Genomic DNA, 18,262 nt, shown 5'->3' on the forward strand with positions numbered 1-18,262 from the left:
CACCCCGAGCACACCCCAAGGACGCCTCGCACGAGCGACACCATTCCGCCGCCGCTCAGGATTGAACGGCAACAGTCGATCGTTAGAACGTGGCGAGCTAGCGCGCGCTGATGAGTGCCTTGCGCGCTGTTCGATTACTGTCCGAAGCGCGCGTAGATATCAGGTCGCTTCTTGCGCAAGATGAGACCGATCACGACGCCGACGAGCGCCACCGCGAATACGATCCAGGGGAAAGACTTGACGACCGGGCTATCGGAGCCGCTGAGCGCATCGAGATTGCGCACCAGAATCACGCCGATATACAGCAGGCCGATGCCACCGACGAGAGGCGCGACAAACGAGTGCCATACGCGCGTGTCCTTGCGCGTCTTGCGGAAGAATGCGATGACGGAAAAACTCGTCACCGCTTGCAACATCACAACGCCGATCGTGCCGAGCGCCGAACTCCAGCTGAACACAATGTTGAACGCATCGCTGCCTGCCGCGATGAAAAGCCCTAGCAGAACGCACACGGAGAGCGTTTGCAGATAGCTCGCCACATACGGTGAACGATATTTTTCGTGCACCCGATTGAGCGCTTGCGGCAGGATGCCCTCCAGGCTCAGCGCGTGGATATAGCGCACCAGTGTGTTATGAAACGACAACAGGCTCGCGAAGATACTGCTGAGCAACAGGAAGCTCATCACCGTCGTGACCGCACCGCCCAGATATTTGCCCGATTGAATGAACCAGAAGTCGCCCGGCTGCTTCGTCGCGACCGTGACCACGTCGTTCAGTCCGTACGCGCAAACAATCGTCCACGTAACGAATGCGAAGAACACGAGAATCAGCATCACCGACACATACGTCGCGCGTGGCACGGTCACCTTCGGATCGCGGCATTCCTTGCCGTAAATCGCCGTCGCTTCGAAACCGATAAACGACGCGAAGGCGAACATCACCGCAATCCCCAGGTGGCCGCTGAACACATGCTCCGGCGTGAACGGCGCGAGCGTGAGGCCGTTCGGGCCACCACCATGCACGACGATCGCAATCGCAAGCAGCAGCAGGATGCCCAGTTCGAGACACATCAGCACGCCGAGCAGCCGGCTATTCAGATCGATCCCGCGGATGCCGGTGAATTGCACCACCGCCACGCAGATCAGCGAATAGCCGTACCAGGGCATCGCCGTGTGCAGCAGTGGAGAAAGAATCACCGTGCAGAAAAATCCAAACAGCCCGTATAGCGCGATCTGGATGAAGGTGTACGACATCAGTGCGACGAGTGCGCCGGCCATGCCCAACGGCCGTCCAAGTCCGGCGGTGATGTACGCATAAAACGCACCGGCGCGCACCACATGCCGGCTCATCGACGCGAAGCCCACGCTAAAGATCAGCAGCACGACGCCGGCAATCACGAACGCGCCAGGAATGCCGGCGCCATTGCCCAGGCTGATCGCGGGCGGCACCGCGCCGAGCATGCCGGTCAGGGGTGCCGCTGCGGAAATCACAAGGAACACGATCTGCCACAAGCCCAGCGTATTGCCCTTCAGTTCCACGGGATTCTCCGCGTCGACCAGACGGGTCGGAGAGTAGGGTTCATTCATCGCTGCCTCTATTTTGTTGGCTAGTCTGGAACTCGCCTAAACCCTGGAAATACTGGTCCAGACGCTCGCTTGACCGACGTTTCAAGTTTCGGTGTGAGCGCATGGTAGGTAGCTAAAAAATAAAGCGACTTCGCGAACTGCGCCAAATTTTCGATAAATTGCGCCAATGCGCGTGAGCGTCTCAACACTGCGGTTCGCGGTGAATAGTTAGGAAACGAAAGTTTTTATTTTCGTGTGACGATTTCGCTTTCACGTGCTTTCAGAATGAAAGCGCGTGAAAGCGCCCCCACCTTTTATTGTTTTTTCCAGTTGCGCGTGGCGCGCCACAGCACGGTTGCGTCGGCATAACCCACGGCGCGAGCGATCGCCGCATTGGTGAGTCCGTCACGTTCCAGCAGTCCTTCCACACTGCGCTGCCGTTCTTCGCGCACGATCTGCCGCACGGAAGTCCCCGCTTCGGCCAGATGCCGCTGCAACGAGCGATGTGAAAGCCCGAGATCTTTCGCGATGTCGGCAACGATCAGCTTTTCGTGCGCGAGCCGCCGCGTCACCAGATCGCGTACCTGGTCGGCAATGCTGTGGGGCACCGCATCGCGCGCAATCAGATCGGTGGCATGGCGCTCCATCATGCGCGCCATTTGCGTGTCGGCGCTTTTGAGCGGCGCATCGAGATCCGACGGACGCAGGATCACACCATTGAAAGGCTGCTGAAAGCGCACCGGTACGCGGAAAATGCGTGCATACGGTTTGAGGTCGGCGGGTGCGGCATGTTCGAAATGCACTTCGACCGGATTCCACGCCGCGCCACGCACGGCGCGGATCATATGGCACATCGTCGAGAGGCTGTATTCCGCGTCCTGGCGGCGCGGCCAGATCTGCGGATTGGCGATCTGATAGGTCCATACCGGCCATTCGCCGTCGCGCAACAACTCGCAGGTCGTGGTGTTCTGCCATGACGCGAGCGCGAGCGAGAACTTGCGCACTGCCGCGTTCAAGGTCGGCGACGATAGAAACACGAGACCTGCCGGCCCGAGCTCCGTCACCTGCAATTCGCTGCCGAGACGCAAGCCGAGCAAGGGTTCGTCAAGTACTTCGGCGGCGCGCTCGAAGGCCGCCACGTAACGCGTAAGCGGCAGGATTTCATAGGGATTCGACAGGAGCTTGCGGTTCATGCCGAACGCTTCGAGCAGCGCGTCGCAATTGGCGCCTGACGCATCGAGTGCGCGCACAACCGGTCCCATGACCGCGGCGCGGATCATCGGAAAACTGCCGTTGAGCGTGACTTTTTTCATGCTGAGCGTCTCCTCTCAAGTCTTCGCTGATGTGCTGCTGTGCGATTGCACCTGGCGCACTTTATCGTTCATTTGGCGCGATAAGCAAGCGCGAAAATATTATTGGGTTCCTACGATTTGCCATCGACTCAGCGTTCGACGCGCTTCACGCAGCCTCGCACGCAGTCCGGTCCAGCACACTCCTTACGGGAATCTTATGAACACGAATGCCACGAAAATCGCACACGCCCCCGTTCATCCGCTCGATCCGCTGAGTCCGGACGAAATGCAGCTTGCCTGCGATCTCGTGAAGGCCGCCGAAAACCTCGACGGGCACGTTCGCTTTCCGATGGTCGAATTGCGCGAGCCGCCGAAGGCCGAAGTGATCGCATTCAAAACCGGTGAATATTTTTCGCGCACGGCATTCGTCCTGGCAATCGATCGCACGAATGGCACGACCACCGAATTCCAAGTGGACCTGAGAGAGAAAAAAATTGCCTCGCGCAACGTGCTGCCATTCGATCAGGCGCCCTATGGTCAGCCGCCGATCATGATCGAAGACTTCATGAACGCCGAGCAGATCGTCAAGAGCGACGACGCATGGCGCGTTGCGGTGATGAAGCGCGGCCTCACCGAGAAGGATCTGGAGCGCGTCCAGGTGGATCCGTTTTCCGCCGGCTGCTTCGACCGCGAAAACGAGAACGGCCGCCGCCTCGTGCGATGCGTGAGCTACTACCGCGAGACCGTGACCGATAACGGCTACGCGCATCCAATCGAGGGCGTGGTGGCGGTGGTCGATCTGCTCGAGAAGAAAGTGATCGAACTGGTGGACGACGGCCGCATCATTCCGATTCCGCGCGCGAAGCACAACTACGACACGCCGAGCCTCGGCGAGCCGCGCAGCACGCTCAAACCGCTGTCGATCAGCCAGCCCGAGGGCCCGAGCTTCAAGATCGACGGCTGGCACGTGAGCTGGCAGAACTGGAACTTCCGCGTCGGCTTTACGCCGCGCGAGGGACTGGTGCTGCATCAACTGTCATGGGACGACGGCAAGAACACGCGGCCGATCATCTACCGTGCGAGCGTGACGGAGATGTGCGTGCCCTACTCCGACCCGAGCACGAATCACTACTGGAAGAGCGCGTTCGATGCCGGCGAATACGGCCTCGGCAAACTGGCGAATCAACTCGAACTCGGTTGCGATTGCCTCGGCACGATCCGCTATTTCGACATTCCTTCCGCCGACGATTTCGGCAATGCGTTCGTCATGAAGAACGCCGTGTGCATGCACGAAGAGGACTACGGCACCCTGTGGAAGCACTACGAGTTTCGCACCGGCGTCTTCGAAATGCGCCGTTCGCGACGCCTCGTAATCTCGTTCTTCGCGACGGTCGGCAACTACGACTACGGCTTCTACTGGTACCTGTACCAGGACGGCACGATACAACTCGAATGCAAGCTGACCGGCATCGTACAAACCTCGGCAGTGGCCGACGGCGACACGTATCCGTGGGGCGGCATGATCACCGAAAACCTGGGCGGCCCGACCCATCAGCACTTCTTCAATGCACGGATGCACATGATGGTGGACGGCGAACGCAACACGGTGACCGAACACGAATTCGTGCCGCGTCCGATGGGCGAATCGAATCCGTACGGCAACGTTTTCGACACCACCAAACACGTCTTCAAGACCGAGAGCGAAGCCGCACGTCTCGCGAACGGCCGTACCGGACGTTACTGGAAGGTGACCAACCCGAACGTAAAAAACGCTGTCGGCGCGAATCCTGGCTACAAGCTGATCGTGAACGATTCTCCGCTCATGCTGGCCGACGAGCGCTCAAAAGTCCGCCAGCGCGGCGGCTTTGCGACACGCCACGTGTGGGTCACCCCGTTCGACCCGGCCGAGCGCTACGCGAGCGGCGACTATCCGAACCAGCACGCCGGTGGTGACGGCTTGCCGCGCTACATCGAGGCAAACCGCAACATTGAGAACGAGGACATTGTCTTGTGGCACAGCTTCGGCCACACGCACGTGTGCAAACCCGAGGACTTCCCCGTGATGCCCGTGGAGTACGCCGGCTTCATGCTCAAGCCGAACAACTTCTTCTCCGCCAACCCGACGATGGATCTACCGTCCGAGCGTGACAAAAACAGCGTCGAAGACGGCAAGTCCACGGATCATGGCTGCTGCAAGCACTGATTCGATGACACGCGACGCGCAGCCCGCTACGGCACACATGCCTGACACGGCAAACGTGCATCCCGCGGTTGTATGCAGCGCGGTACGCCGGCTGACCTCAAGTGAATACGCCGTGGCACGCAAGCTGATTGCGGGCGCAAGCAGTGAGGCACACGGGTGGATTGCGTGTGCGAGGGGCACGGTACACGGGCTGATTGCGCGCGCGCGAGGCACGGTACGCGGATTAATTGCTAGCGTGGGTTGGGCAGCACGTGTGCTGATGGCGAGCGTGGGTGGCGCAGCACACCGGCTAATTGTGAACATGGGTGGCACGACGCGCGGGTTAATTACGAGCGTAAGCGGCACGGCATGTGTGTTGCTCGTGAGCGGCGCCGCGACGCTGGTGACTCATGCTGGCCTTGGCCAACGAGTCAACGTGCTGTGGATGAGCGCGTTGACGTTGGCAACGATGACGATCGTGCCGTTGTTGATGTCACGCGTATCAAGGGCGCACACCACGCTTGCGACGGCTACGACGCTGATTGCCGCGATGAGTGCAATGAGCGTGATGCCAACGTATATGAGTGGATTGAATCATTCCACCACGATAGCAGGGTTGTTTGTGGTGGTGGGTGGCGTGTTGCTGTTGTATGGGCAGCATCTTGTTGGCGCGTCAGTCTTGCGTCATGAGGATTTCGATCCGAATCAGTACGCGAATCGAAGTACGGTTCAGTCGGCTAGAGCCATCCACATGACTGGCACAACGGCACTACTCGCATTGTTTGCGGGCTTATCGAGCGGCAGTCTCGCGCGTTTCCAGTTGTTTGCGATTTGCGGCATGAGTGGTGCGCAATCGATGTGGGAGATCGCACTTTCGCTGGGTGCGGTTTGCACGCTGGCGTTTATCGCCGACCGATCCCGCGACAACAACCGGATGTTGATTGTGCTGTACGTGCTACGAGCAACGCTAATTGGGACCCTCGCATCCGTGGACAGTCCAACACTGGCACTACTCGCAGCAAGGATATTTCTGATTCTCGACTGCCTGACGATTCCGGCACTGATGAAACAGCCGGGTAAATCGCGCAGCGCATTAAGCGCGAGTTGTGCTGGCGCGGCACACCACATCGGAATGGTGTTGGGCGCAACGTTATCGACGACGCCGTACTTTTTCGGCGACGGATTCATGGTTCTGTCCGCGCTAAGCGCAATGACGAACCTGATATGCGCAGGCACATTGGCAACCCAATTGGTTCGAAAAAAAGCCGCTCCGCGAGCACCTACCCGTCAGGCGGCCCCTTCCGACGAGCACAAAGTGCGAGACGGGAAGTATGACGCCTTTGTCACTGGCGCCGAATATACGAGAACACAGATTCCAGATGCGCCACTACCTTCTGTGAGCTACGGGACCCGCTTAGCAGGAATGGTTTGAGCCGCTTTCTTTTGCCTACTTTTCTTTGCGGCGGCAAAGAAAAGTAGGTGCTCCCCCGCACAGGGGGAACGCTAATAAACCACAAACAAAACAAAACAAGGCAAGGCCAAAGCCCCAGGCAAGCAGCAAAGGAACAAAGCAGCAAAGCAACAAAGAAACAAAGCTACAACCAAATACCACCACCAACATCACCCCGTCGGAGACAACCCATGCCCGAACAAAAAAACCAACCAGCGCAACTACCAACCACCATGTTCATCAACGGCGAAAAAACCCCAAGCGCCGCAGGCAAAACCTTCCCCATCTACAACCCCGCAACAGGCGAAGAACTAGCCCACCTCCCAGACGCATCGGAATCAGACATCGACCACGCAGTAAAAACCTCCAAAGCAGCCTTCGAGTCAGACACCTGGCGCAGAATGCCGCCTGCCGCCCGTGAACGCCTGCTACTAAAACTAGCCGACCTGGTAGAGCAACACACCGACGAACTAGCCACACTAGAAACCCTGAACCAGGGAAAACTAATAGCCTTCTCAAAGATGCTGGAAGTCTCAGGCAGCGTCCAATGGCTGCGCTACATGGCCGGCTGGGCCACCAAAATCGAGGGCACCACCTTCGACCTGTCGATCCCCTTCCCACCGGGCACCCGCTACAACGCCTCAACAAAACGCGTCCCAGCGGGAGTAGTCGCCGCAATCGTCCCGTGGAATTTCCCGCTCCTGATGGCAGTCTGGAAGATCGCCCCCGCCCTCGCATGCGGCTGCACCGTCGTGCTGAAACCAGCGGAAGAAACGCCATTGACGGCGATCCGCCTCGCCGAACTGGCCCATGAAGCCGGCTTCCCCTCAGGCGTATTCAACGTCGTCACAGGCCGTGGCGAGACCGCCGGCGCAGCGCTGGTCAGGCATCCCCTGGTGAACAAGGTCACCTTCACGGGATCGACCGAAGTGGGCCGCATCATCGGCCGCCAATGCGCTAGCGATCTGAAGCGCGCGTCGCTGGAACTGGGCGGCAAGAGCCCTGTAATCGTGCTGGACGATTGCGACCCGAAGAAAGCAATCGAAGGCGCAGCCGGCGCGATTTTCTTCAACCACGGGCAGGTCTGTACCGCGGGTTCCCGCCTGTACGTTGCGCGCTCGATTTACGACGAAGTGGTGCAAGGTATCGCCGCCGTGGCCGATGGAATCGCATTGGGTTCCGGTTTCGATGCCGCGACGCAGATGGGGCCCATGGTTTCCGCGCGGCACCGCGACAAGGTCATGGGAATGATTGCGCAAGGCCGGCAGGAAGGCGGCGAAATTCTATCGCGTGACGCGGCCGTTGATGCGGACGGCTTCTTTGTCCGCCCGACGGTCATTGCCAATCGTGCGTGCAAGCCGCTTTCCGTGGTCAGGGAGGAAGTATTCGGGCCGGTGCTGGTGGCCATGCCTTATGACGATATCGATGAGGTCCTGACTCAGGCCAACGCATCGGAATATGGTCTCGGCGCGAGTGTGTGGACAAATCAGCTCGACAAGGCGTTGAGGCTGGTTGACGGCATCGAAGCGGGAACCGTCTGGGTCAACACGCACAACATGGTGGATCCCGCCATGCCGTTCGGCGGGTTCAAGGCCTCGGGGATCGGACGCGAGCACGGCAAGGCCATTGTGGATGCCTACACGGAAAGCAAATCGGTCTGCATCGCGTATTGACCGGTCGCGGCACGTCTTGCGGCGCGAACGCATCGGCGCCGCAAGACGTGCACACCTGTAGCGCCTCAAGGGCAACACAGTAAAATAGCGGGCACCCGCGCTACCGCGCGTCAGCCTACCCTTGGGTGCCCAATCTTGAAACGCAAAATGCCCGCGCTGAACGCGCTGAAAGCCTTCGAAGTCGCCGGTCGCACGGGCAGCTTCACGCGCGCTGCGGAACTGCTCAACGTGACGCAAAGCGCGGTCAGCCGGCAAGTCCGCCAACTCGAGGCCCAACTCGGCGAGACGTTGCTCCAGCGTCATCATCACCACCTCGAACTCTCGGCCGCCGGCCGCATCCTCCTGCAAGCCCTGCAGCAATCATTCGACCGGATCGAGCTCACGGTCCGCAGCCTGCAGGAGAAAACCCACCGCAACCGTCTGCGTATCAACGCACCCCCCACGTTTACGAGCCGCTGGCTGATGCCGCGTCTCGGACGTCTGCGCGACGCGCATCCGCATCTCGAACTCAGCCTGTCGACCCGCGTCGACGACAACCTCGCCGAATCGGGCGTGCTCGACTGCGCGATCCGCTTTGGCAACGGCGAGTGGGAAGGCTTCGATAATCGTCTGCTGATGAACGAGCGGCACATTGCCGTCTGCGCGCCCGCGTTGCTCGCGCGCCAGGCCGGCCGCGCGGCGATCGATCTGAACCAGTTCACGCTGCTGCACGTGCTTGCGAGCGCCGATCAGCGCTATCTGACGTGGCAGCATTGGTTGAAAGCCGCCGGCATCGAGAACGTCGACACGCGCGGCGGGTACGAATTCGATCTGCTCGATCACGCGATCCGCGCGGCTATCGACGGCCTTGGCGTGACGATTGCCGATCGTCACATGATTGGGCGTGAACTTGCGGAGGGGCAGCTCGTGCAGGTGCTGAACGTGCACGTCGACGGGCATCAGTCGTACTGGCTCGTCACGCGCGCGGAACAGGACGAGCTGCCGCACGTCGCGCTGTTCCGCGACTGGTTGCAACAGGAGATCTGGTTGACCGAACGTGCGCTCGATTCGTCGGAGTCGGCGCAGTTGGGCGAGGCCGGTTGAACTCAGGCCGCGGCAGCCAGCTCCGCCGCCTCGGGTTTAAAGGCGGCATCGACCGCGGCGTCCATCAGAATCATCTCGGCGCCCTTCTCCGCCACCATCATCGTCGGTGCGTTGATGTTGCCCGACGTGATGTTCGGGAAAATCGACGCGTCGACCACGCGCAAACCGGTAATGCCGTGCACCCGCAAGCGCGCATCGACCACCGAGGTGCGTGGGTCGTCGCCCATCGCGCACGAACCGCACAGGTGATAGATCGAACCCGACTGCTCGCGGAAATACTGCAGGAAGCCTTCGCGCGTGTTCACCTGCGGCCCCGGCGAGATTTCCTCGACGGTGATCTCTTTCAACGCCGGCGATGCCATCACCTTGCGCACCAGTTCGCAGCCCTGAATCACCTCGTCGATATCCTTCTCCGTCGTCAGCGCATTGATGCGGATTTTCGCGGCGTCTTCCGCGCGATTCGACGCGATCTCGATCGATCCGCGGCTCGTCGGCCGGCACGGGTTGAATGCCAGCAGGAAGCCCGAATACGGCTCGGGCTCGAGATTCGCCTTGCTGCTCTTCGGAATCCGGTACGACAGCGGATTGAAGTACAACTGCAGATTCGGCTGCGCTTCCTGATCGGTGCCCTTGAAGAACCCGCCCGACTGGTTCACGCTCATCGCGAGCGGCCCCTTGCGCGTCAGCAGATACTGCAGACCGAGTTTGAGCTTGCCAAGCAACGGACGCATTTCGTCGTTCAGCGTCCTCACGTTCGCACGATAGTAAAAACTCACGCACAGATGGTCCTGCAGATTCTGTCCCACTGCGGGCAGTTCCTTGACCATCGCGATGCGATGCTTCGCCAGCAATGAGCTATCGCCTACGCCCGAGAGTTGCAGCAGCTTGGGCGAATCGACCGCGCCCGCCGACAGGATCACCTCACGGTTCGCCATAAACTGCCGCGTCGCGCCGTTCTGCGTCACGCTCACGCCGATTGCCCGTTGGTTGCCGTCGAATAGAACGCGGCTTGCCAGCACGTCTCGCTCGACCGTCAGGTTCTTACGCGTCAATACCGGATGCAGGTATTCGAAGCTGCTCGACGAACGCTGACCATTGCGCGTATTCACGTCGTAGATGCCGGCGCCTTCGAATTGCGCGCCGTTGAAGTCGTCGCTACGTTTGTAGCCGGCCTGGTCGCAGCCTTTCAGGAACACGCGGCAAATCGGATGCACTGCGTCTTTCATCGGCGAGATACGGATCGGGCCATCCGCGCCGTGATAGTCGGTGTTGCCGAGCGGATGCGATTCGAGCTTGCGGAAATACGGCAGCACGTCGCGAAACGCCCAGCCCTGGTTGCCCGCCGCGGCCCAATCGTCGAAATCGTGCGGCTGGCCGCGTACGTAGATCATCGCGTTGATCGAGCCGGAGCCGCCCTGCACTTTGCCGCGCGGGCAATAGATCGGCCGGTTGTCGAGTTCCTTTTCGGGCTCGCTGTAGTACATCCAGTTGTAGGTTTCGTTGTAATACGTCTTGGTGAAACCCACCGGGATCTTGAACCAGAACGAGCTATCCTTGCCGCCTGCTTCGAGTAGCAGCACCGAATACTGGCCCGACGCCGAAAGGCGATTGGCGAGAATGCAGCCCGCCGAACCCGCGCCGACGATGATGTAATCGTAGTTCATGCTCTATGTCGCCAGACGGCGCCCAATCCATTGAATGCGTAAAAACAGGTTTCAGCTCGCAGGTTTCAACCCGCGGATTTCAGTCCACGGATTGAAATCCATGGGTCGAATCCAGCAGGTTTCAATCCTGGTTCAACCCTTGGCAGGCGCGAGATCTTTCACGTCAGCAGGTTGTGTGGCCATTTGCAGATGCAGACGTTCGCCGGTGTACGGCGTGTGCTGCCTGACGACGTCCATGTTCAACTCCACGCCCAGGCCCGGCTCCTGCGAAGGAATGATGTAGCCGTCTTCCCATTGAATCGGCTTCTTCAACACTTCGGCGTGGAAACCGTCCCACGTGCCGATGCTTTCCTGAATCAGGAAGTTCGGCGTGCAGGCTGCGAGCTGAATGCTGGCGGCCGCGCCAATCGGACCGTTGTACAGATGCGGCGCGATCTGCGCGTAGTACACCTCGGCGATTGCCGCGACTTTCTTCGCTTCGAGCAGACCACCCACGCGCGCCACGTTCAGTTGCAGGATCGACGCCGCGCCCGCTTCGAGCAGCTTGAAGAACTCGTACTTGGTGGTCAGGCGCTCGCCTGCGGCAATCGGAATGCTCGTGTGCTGCGCGACTTGTGCCATCGCGCCTTCCTGCCCCGGCGGCACCGGTTCTTCGAACCACAGCGGATCGTATTTCTCGAGGCGTTTGGCAAGCCTGATTGCCGACGACGGCACCATCTGCCCATGCGTGCCGAACAGCAGATCGGCCTTGCTGCCCACTGCCTCACGCACGCGCTTGCAGAACGTTTCGCAACGATCAAGCACTTCCATCGACAGTTGATGACCCGAGTAAGCCGTATACGGACCGGCCGGATCGAACTTCACCGCAGTGAAACCGCGCTTCACGTTTTCAACGGCGCATTCGGCGGCGAGATCGGGATCGTCGTAGTCGTATTCGCCTTTGCTGTTCTTCGGATACAGGTACGTGTACGAACGCAGGCGCTGGTTCACCATGCCGCCGAGCAGCTCATACACCGGCTTGTTCGCCGCCTTGCCGATGATGTCCCAGCACGCCATCTCCAGCCCGCTGACCACGCCCATCATCGTCAGATCGGGACGTTGCGTGAAACCGCTCGAATACGCTTCGCGCCAGAGCCGCTCGACATGATGCGGATCCTTATCGAGCAGATAGCGGCCGAATACATCGTCGATGACGTGCGTCATCGCTTTCGGATGGAACGTCGCCGAATAGATTTCGCCGACGCCTTCAATACCGCAATCGGTCTTCAGTTTGACGAAAATCCAGTACATGCCGCCCACATGCGGCGGCGGTACGGCGACGATATGCGTTTCGAGCGAGACGACTTTCATTTACGCAACCTCTTTTCTATTGAGCATGTTTCTCAGCGCAAGACCGGCAACACCGCCGAGCGCCGCCATTCCGGCCACATAGCCGAAGTAAAGCTGGTAACCGAATACGCCCGGGAAGTTCTGTGTCAGATAGCCGTTGATCAACGGCAGGAACACGTCGGGCGAATAGCCGAGTACGGAGATCAGGCCGATGGCGAGACCCATCGTTTCGACCGGGATATTGCAGCGATCCAGCAGCGACCAGTACAGACCGCGAATCGCGTAAGTCAGAATGCCGATGAACAGCACGAGGAACACCAGCAGCACGTGACTCGAAATACGCGGCGCCGCCATCAGACCCAGCAGCGACAATGCGGCGAGGAAGAGCGCGATCACCAGCACCGAAACCTTTGAATAGCGGTCGCCGAGAAAGCCCCCGCCGATGCCGCCGATCGGCCGCATCCACAGCTTGAGCGTCGTGATCGTGCCGGCCATCACCACCGTCAACCCGATCTCGCCTTCGTGCAGATAGGCGGAGAAGCTGTAAGTCGCCCAGAACACCTGATAACCGCAGAATACGATCGCCGCGACCAGCCACAACTCGGGAATCGATGCGAGCGTTTTCAGATCGATCAGCACGTTGCTGCGTTTCTTCGTGGCACGGTTGGCGGCCGCGTCTCTAGCGCCTTGAGGATCTTTGACGAGCGCAAGCACCACGCCGAGTGCGATGCACAGAAACGCGTACATGTAGACGACCAGCTTGAAACCAGCCGTGACGGGTTCACCCTTGGTCTGAGTGAACCAGGCGAACAGCGTGATTGCGATGGTCGCGAGCATGGCTTCGATCAACCCGCGTCCACCATCGAGCAAACCGAAGAAACGCCCCTGCTCATGCGTGCCTGCGATCATCGTCACGCGCTTGATAACGGCGGCCCAGAAGGTCAACCCGGTGGACAGTCCCCAGCCGCCGAAAATCAGCATCAACATCTGGAACGACGGTGCGGTGGAATACCACAAGCCGAGCACGCCGGTTGCGATCAGCGAAAAGCAGATCAGCAGACGCGGCGCAATCCGGTCGGCGAGCCACCCGCTCGGCAGGTAGCTCAGCAGAAAGATCGTACCTAGCGACGAATACAGATAACCGAGCTGACTGTCGGTGATGTGAAACACTTCGAGCATCGTCGGCTGATAGACCTGCCGCAGATACAGAATCGGGTAAATCGCGCCGGCCGCCACGACCAGCAACATGAGCTGAATGTAGCGTTGCGCCTTGTTGGCTTGCAATGCGTTTTCCGCGGCGCTTGAGGCAAGCGAGGCGGCGGTTTGAACAGGTTGAGATGACACGTGAGCGCTCCTGGAAGACACGGCGTCGATTCTTCGGGTCGCCGGTTCTTCAAATATTTTTATAAGTGCAGCGGATTTGCTGCGTTTCTGCGGATTTCAATGCAACGCGTGCCGCCTACTCCGAATCGCGCGGCACGCGCCTGTTCCAGCTTCAGTACTTCATGACCACAAGACGGGTTTGCGTGAATTCGAGCATGCCGTGCTTGCCATCGTCACCACCGAGACCCGAGCGTTTCCAGCCCGCGTGAAAACCTTGATAGGGATCGGCCGGTGTACGGTTCACATACAACTCACCTGCCTCGATGCCGTTGGCGATCTTCATCGCGCTGCGGTAGTTCTCGGTATAAAGCACCGACGACAAACCGAACTGATGGTCATTGGCCATCTCCAGCGCTTCGTCGAGCGTGCGGTATTTGACGACCGGCATGATCGGACCGAAGGTCTCTTCCTGGATGATTTCCATGTCCTGACGGCAGTTCGACAACAACGTGGCCGGATAGAAAAAGCCCTTGCCTTGCGGCAGCCTGCCGCCGGTTTCGAGCGTGGCGCCCGCCGCAATCGCGCGTTCGACCATGCCGTGAATCGACTGGCGCGATGCCTCGTTGACGAGCGGCCCCATCAGCGACGGCTGTTCGCTGCGATCGCCGCTTTCCACCGCGCTCATGTGCTTCTTCAGCAGCGCGACGAAACGGTCATGCACGCTTTCCTGCACATAGACGCGTTCGATCGCCGTGCAAAGCTGCCCACAGTGGGTGGTTTTGGAGGCGACCAGATCGCGCGCGGCTTTCTCCAGATCGGCATCGGCCTCGATAATCGCGGGCGTCTTGCCGCCCAGTTCGAGCGACGGTTTGGCGATGTTCGCCTTGCAGTATTCGAGGACCTTGCGGCCTGCGCCGACGCTGCCGGTCAGCGTGATCATGCCGACCTTCGGATGCGTGCAAAGCGCCTCGGCGGTCGCATGGTTCATCGCGAGAATGTTCACGACGCCGGCCGGAAGCCCGGCCTTCTCAACGGCCTTCGCGATCTCGAACGCGGAGGTCGGCGTGTTGTTGCTCGGGCGCACCACCACGGTGTTACCGGCGATCAGCGCGGGCGCCACCTTGCGCATGAACGTATAGACCGGGTAATTGAACGGGATCAGGCACGCGACCACGCCGATCGGTTCGCGATGCAACACGAGGTTTTCGTCGGGCGTGTCGCTCGGAATCACTTCGCCTTCGATGCGGCGCGCCCATTCGGCGTGGTAGCGGGTGATCTGGCCGGCGTAGATCGCTTCGTTGGTGGCGTCGGCAACACTCTTGCCCGACTCCAGCGCAAGCGCCGCGCCAATGGCGGGCGCGCATTCGGTGAGCGCGTCGGCGAGTTTGTGCAGATAGACCGCGCGCTCGGCCGATGGCAGCTTGCGCCAGCCCTTCTGGGCGGCCGCGGCGGCGTCGACCGCGGCGATAGCCTCGGCCTGGGTCGCGCCCGTGACATGGGCAATCACGGCTTCGGTGGCAGGGTTGGTGACGGCAATGAGCTCGTCGCTTGCCGCGTCGATAAAGCGGCCGTTAGCAAAATTACGATCGAGTCGCATGTCGTCTCCTGAAAACCTGGTGCGGTGGCGCATTGCCTTCGGCTATCGCCTTCATGCCAAAGGTGCATGACCGGAATTTTTCTCTCCGGCACGGCGTGCCACAAGCGAATAATTCGCGGGACAAACATTCGAAAAAATCACGTTTATCCAGGGATGTGCCTCATACGCGAATCTCATTCCGAATAGCAGAATCCGGGCTTTGCCAATAAGCAGCGGCCTTTGCAAGCGGTCGAACCCCGTTTCGAACCGTTGGGGCCGCTCATTACCAATGTCTGGAGCTCACAATGAAAAAGAATGTCATCGCCACCGCGGTAATCGCCGCACTCGCCTCGCTGACGGCCCCGTCCGCCTTCGCGCAAAGCAGCGTGACCCTGTACGGCGTGCTGGATGAAGGCATCGACTACACCAACAACGCCGGGCGCGGCGCGGTCTGGGAAATGGCGAGCGGCTATGCCCAAGGCAGCCGCTGGGGCATGAAGGGTTCGGAAGATCTGGGCGGCGGCATGAAGGCCGTGTTCCAGCTGGAAAACGGCTTCGACGTGAGCTCGGGGCGGCTTGGCCAGGGCGGCCGCATGTTCGGCCGTCAGGCCTACGTAGGCCTGAGCGACGACCGGTTCGGCACGGTCACGCTCGGACGCCAGTACGATTCGGTGGTCGACTATCTCGCGCAGACCACCGCCAACGGCAACTGGGCCGGCTACCTGTTCGCACACCCGTACGACAACGACAACACGGACAACTCGTTCCGCCTCGGCAACAGCGTGAAGTACGCGAGCCCGGAGATCGCGGGCTTCCAGTTCGGGGGTGTGTACAGTTTCAGTAACGACACCAACTTCGCGAATAACCGCGCCTATAGCTTTGGCGGTCAGTACGCGAACGGCGGGCTGCTGATCGCGGCCGCGTACCTGCAGGCGAACAATCCGGGCGCGGGCTCGACCGGCGCGATCACCGCGAACGACGCGAGCTTCATCGCGGGACGCATGCGGGTGTTCGGCGGTGGCATCAACTACACGTTCGGTGCGGCGACCGCCGGTTTTGCTTACACCAACTCAAACTATAAAGACCCGACCGGCAACGGCTATATCGGCATTCCGCTGGCGGCGTCCGGTGTCAGGTTGAATACGCTGAAGTACCAGAATTTCGAAGTGAACGGCAAATACCAGTTCACGCCGGCCTTCTTTATCGGCGCGCAGTATGTGTACACGATGGAAAACTACGATGCGTCGACGGGTAGCGTAAAGCCGAAGATTCACTCGGTCGGCTTGATGGCGGATTACAACCTGTCCAAACGCACGGATGTGTACGTGCAGGGCGAATATCAGAAGGTTGCGGGCGATTCGACCCACTCGATTCTCGACGACGCGTTCATTCCGGGTGTGCAGGCGCCGTCGTCGACGGGGAATCAGGTGGCTGTGCGGGTTGCGCTGCGGCACAAGTTCTAGGAAATCTCACTCTTCCACCGCCGCCTTCAATCGCAGCAGCGCGTGATCCCACTGCCGCGAAATCGATTCGAGCGCGCGCCGCGCTTCGTCGAGGTGTGCCGGTTCGAACGCCCATAAGCGTTCACGGCCCACCTTGACGTCGCGCACGAGGCCCGCATTAGCCAGCACCTGCAAATGCTGCGTGACCGACTGCCGCGTGATCTCCGTGCCGGCGGTCAACTGCGCGATCGACATCGCACTGCCCGCGCACAACAGGGCGATCAGACGCAGGCGCGTTTCATCGCCGAGCGCCGCAAAGATCTGCGCGGAGCTTCGCAGTATGGCTGCCTTCGTACGTGCATTGACGGCAGCCGCGGGCTTACCCTTTGGCGACATGCTTTTCGATGTTGACCAACTGCTGTTCCCAGCCGCCGCTATTCATACGGAACGCCTCTTCACGCCGTGCGGCCGGAATCCGGTCGAAGCCCGATTCGATCACGCGCAGCAAGGTGCCCGAGTCGACCTCGCTCAGCTCGAATACGACCAGCGTGGTGGGCTCCGGCGAATAGTCGACCGAGATATCCACCGCGGCCGGATGCCAGCGAAACGACAGATGATGCTCCGGCTCTACCCGCTCGACCAGCACGTCCATAACGAGATGTTCGTAGCCGGGATACGTGATGTTGCCTTGCACGGACTGCCCGGCAACAAACTGTTTGCCGCTGAAATCCACGCAAAACCATTTGCCGAATTCCTCGGCGTTGGACACCGCGCGCCACACACGCGAGCGCGGCGCCTTCAGCAGAATCTGTTTTTCGATGCGATCGGTGGATGAGTCAGACGATGAGTTCATATGCAGCCTCCTGACTGCATATTAGGCTCGCAATTGGCAACATGCAAGTATTTGCCTGCATATTTTCAGCCCCCCAGTCTTTCCGCCGAGGGACGGCGAAACGGATCGCAACAGGCGCTTGCTTATCCCGCCGAAGTCTTTTGCACAAACGCGCTCACCACAGACTCCAGTTCTTTGGTGATGGAAGTCATCACCCCCGCTATGACGGCGAACTCCCGGCCGGTCACATTAGAGCGGCTTGCCACGATCTGACCGTTGAACGAGACGATATGCGCTTCCTTTGCGATCGCCTTGATCCGCTCGACGAGATCCTGTTGACCTTTCTTCTGCGCCCGCGCAATGCGCCGGCTTTCCTGCTCGTAGACGGCGGTCACGGCATGCAGATGCGTCAACAACGGATCGACGCAACCGATCAACGTGTTCAGTGCTTCTTTGGCGCGCGGCGAAGCGCTTTCGATCGCATCCAACGCCACCGTAGCCAGCGCGATAAAGTCCGTGATTTTCTGCGCGACGTTCCCGCTGCCGTGAAAAGCTTCGCGCAACGCCGGCGAGAATAGTCCGGGCAAACCGTCGCGGCCCTGCATCAACGCCGTGTGGCTGTCCGAAAACGTGCGCAAGGTTTCGCGCGCGATTGCGATTGCACCGTCGAACTGTTGAAACGCCAACATCGATTGCAACACAATGCGTTGCGACAGCATCCGCTGGCGACCTGCCGTGTTGATCAACGAGCTCAATACTTCACTTGAGACATCCGCTTCGGACAGCGGTGCCTGAACCCGTTCTTTCGTGATGCTCATGTCATCTTCTTATGATTCGATTGACCCCTTCGT

General features: G+C 60.0%; 14 protein-coding genes. 5 read left to right on the plus strand and 9 right to left on the minus strand.

Annotated elements, in window-relative coordinates:
* Positions 1 to 134: 134 nt before the first annotated feature.
* Both ACOSV0_RS09185 and ACOSV0_RS09190 read right to left on the minus strand, forming a co-directional pair.
* Positions 135 to 1,586, minus strand: a complete 1,452-nt coding sequence (locus ACOSV0_RS09185; RefSeq protein WP_434110014.1) for an APC family permease — start codon at positions 1,584 to 1,586, stop codon at positions 135 to 137.
* A 293-nt stretch (positions 1,587 to 1,879) separates the two neighbouring features.
* Complete coding sequence (locus ACOSV0_RS09190; RefSeq protein ID WP_434110015.1) at positions 1,880 to 2,878, minus strand: AraC family transcriptional regulator; 999 nt, start codon at positions 2,876 to 2,878, stop codon at positions 1,880 to 1,882.
* A 196-nt stretch (positions 2,879 to 3,074) separates the two neighbouring features.
* On the opposite strand from ACOSV0_RS09190, the gene ACOSV0_RS09195 reads away from it, so the two are divergent.
* From ACOSV0_RS09195 to ACOSV0_RS09210, 4 genes are all read left to right on the plus strand, one after another.
* Positions 3,075 to 5,060, plus strand: coding sequence for a primary-amine oxidase (locus ACOSV0_RS09195; protein ID WP_434110016.1), 1,986 nt, complete (start codon positions 3,075 to 3,077; stop codon positions 5,058 to 5,060).
* A gap of 301 nt (positions 5,061 to 5,361) precedes the next feature.
* Entirely contained in the window at positions 5,362 to 6,471 is a 1,110-nt protein-coding gene (locus ACOSV0_RS09200; RefSeq protein WP_434110017.1) for a hypothetical protein, read from the plus strand.
* A gap of 209 nt (positions 6,472 to 6,680) precedes the next feature.
* Complete coding sequence (gene styD / locus ACOSV0_RS09205; protein ID WP_434110018.1) at positions 6,681 to 8,162, plus strand: phenylacetaldehyde dehydrogenase StyD; 1,482 nt, start codon at positions 6,681 to 6,683, stop codon at positions 8,160 to 8,162.
* A gap of 147 nt (positions 8,163 to 8,309) precedes the next feature.
* A complete protein-coding gene (locus tag ACOSV0_RS09210) occupies positions 8,310 to 9,245 on the plus strand; it encodes a LysR substrate-binding domain-containing protein (protein WP_200651005.1) in 936 nt (311 codons plus the stop codon).
* Between the two features lie 2 nt (positions 9,246 to 9,247).
* Here the strand turns inward: ACOSV0_RS09210 and ACOSV0_RS09215 are convergent, their stop codons facing one another.
* The 4 genes from ACOSV0_RS09215 to aldA all read right to left on the minus strand — a co-directional run bounded on the left by ACOSV0_RS09215 (position 9,248) and on the right by aldA (position 15,158).
* Positions 9,248 to 10,909 (minus strand): GMC family oxidoreductase, encoded by a 1,662-nt coding sequence (locus ACOSV0_RS09215; protein WP_434110019.1) that lies wholly within the window; start codon positions 10,907 to 10,909, stop codon positions 9,248 to 9,250.
* A 132-nt stretch (positions 10,910 to 11,041) separates the two neighbouring features.
* Positions 11,042 to 12,259, minus strand: coding sequence for a mandelate racemase/muconate lactonizing enzyme family protein (locus ACOSV0_RS09220; RefSeq protein WP_434110020.1), 1,218 nt, complete (start codon positions 12,257 to 12,259; stop codon positions 11,042 to 11,044).
* On the minus strand, positions 12,260 to 13,582 hold the full coding sequence (locus ACOSV0_RS09225) for an MFS transporter (protein ID WP_434110021.1): 1,323 nt from the start codon (positions 13,580 to 13,582) through the stop codon (positions 12,260 to 12,262). It lies immediately after the preceding gene.
* Positions 13,583 to 13,733: 151 nt separating this feature from the next.
* Positions 13,734 to 15,158: an aldehyde dehydrogenase gene (gene aldA / locus ACOSV0_RS09230; protein ID WP_434110022.1), complete on the minus strand. Its 1,425-nt coding sequence runs from the start codon at positions 15,156 to 15,158 to the stop codon at positions 13,734 to 13,736.
* 284 nt (positions 15,159 to 15,442) lie between these two features.
* Between aldA and ACOSV0_RS09235 the strand changes: the two genes are divergently transcribed.
* Positions 15,443 to 16,600, plus strand: a complete 1,158-nt coding sequence (locus ACOSV0_RS09235) for a porin (RefSeq protein WP_434110023.1) — start codon at positions 15,443 to 15,445, stop codon at positions 16,598 to 16,600.
* A 6-nt stretch (positions 16,601 to 16,606) separates the two neighbouring features.
* Here the strand turns inward: ACOSV0_RS09235 and ACOSV0_RS09240 are convergent, their stop codons facing one another.
* From ACOSV0_RS09240 to ACOSV0_RS09250, 3 genes are all read right to left on the minus strand, one after another.
* The gene (locus ACOSV0_RS09240) at positions 16,607 to 16,975 is read right to left on the minus strand and encodes an ArsR/SmtB family transcription factor (protein WP_434110024.1); all 369 of its coding nucleotides are present in this window, start codon (positions 16,973 to 16,975) and stop codon (positions 16,607 to 16,609) included.
* Positions 16,959 to 17,432 carry an SRPBCC family protein gene (locus ACOSV0_RS09245; protein WP_434110025.1) on the minus strand — a complete coding sequence of 158 codons (474 nt, stop codon included), beginning with the start codon at positions 17,430 to 17,432 and terminating at the stop codon, positions 16,959 to 16,961. The genes ACOSV0_RS09240 and ACOSV0_RS09245 overlap by 17 nt, the downstream gene beginning before the upstream one ends.
* 122 nt (positions 17,433 to 17,554) lie before the next feature.
* Entirely contained in the window at positions 17,555 to 18,229 is a 675-nt protein-coding gene (locus ACOSV0_RS09250) for a type IV pili methyl-accepting chemotaxis transducer N-terminal domain-containing protein (RefSeq protein WP_434110026.1), read from the minus strand.
* Positions 18,230 to 18,262: the final 33 nt, after the last annotated feature.

The sequence above is a fragment of the Paraburkholderia caffeinilytica genome (assembly GCF_051027425.1).
Lineage (GTDB): Bacteria > Pseudomonadota > Gammaproteobacteria > Burkholderiales > Burkholderiaceae > Paraburkholderia > Paraburkholderia caffeinilytica_A.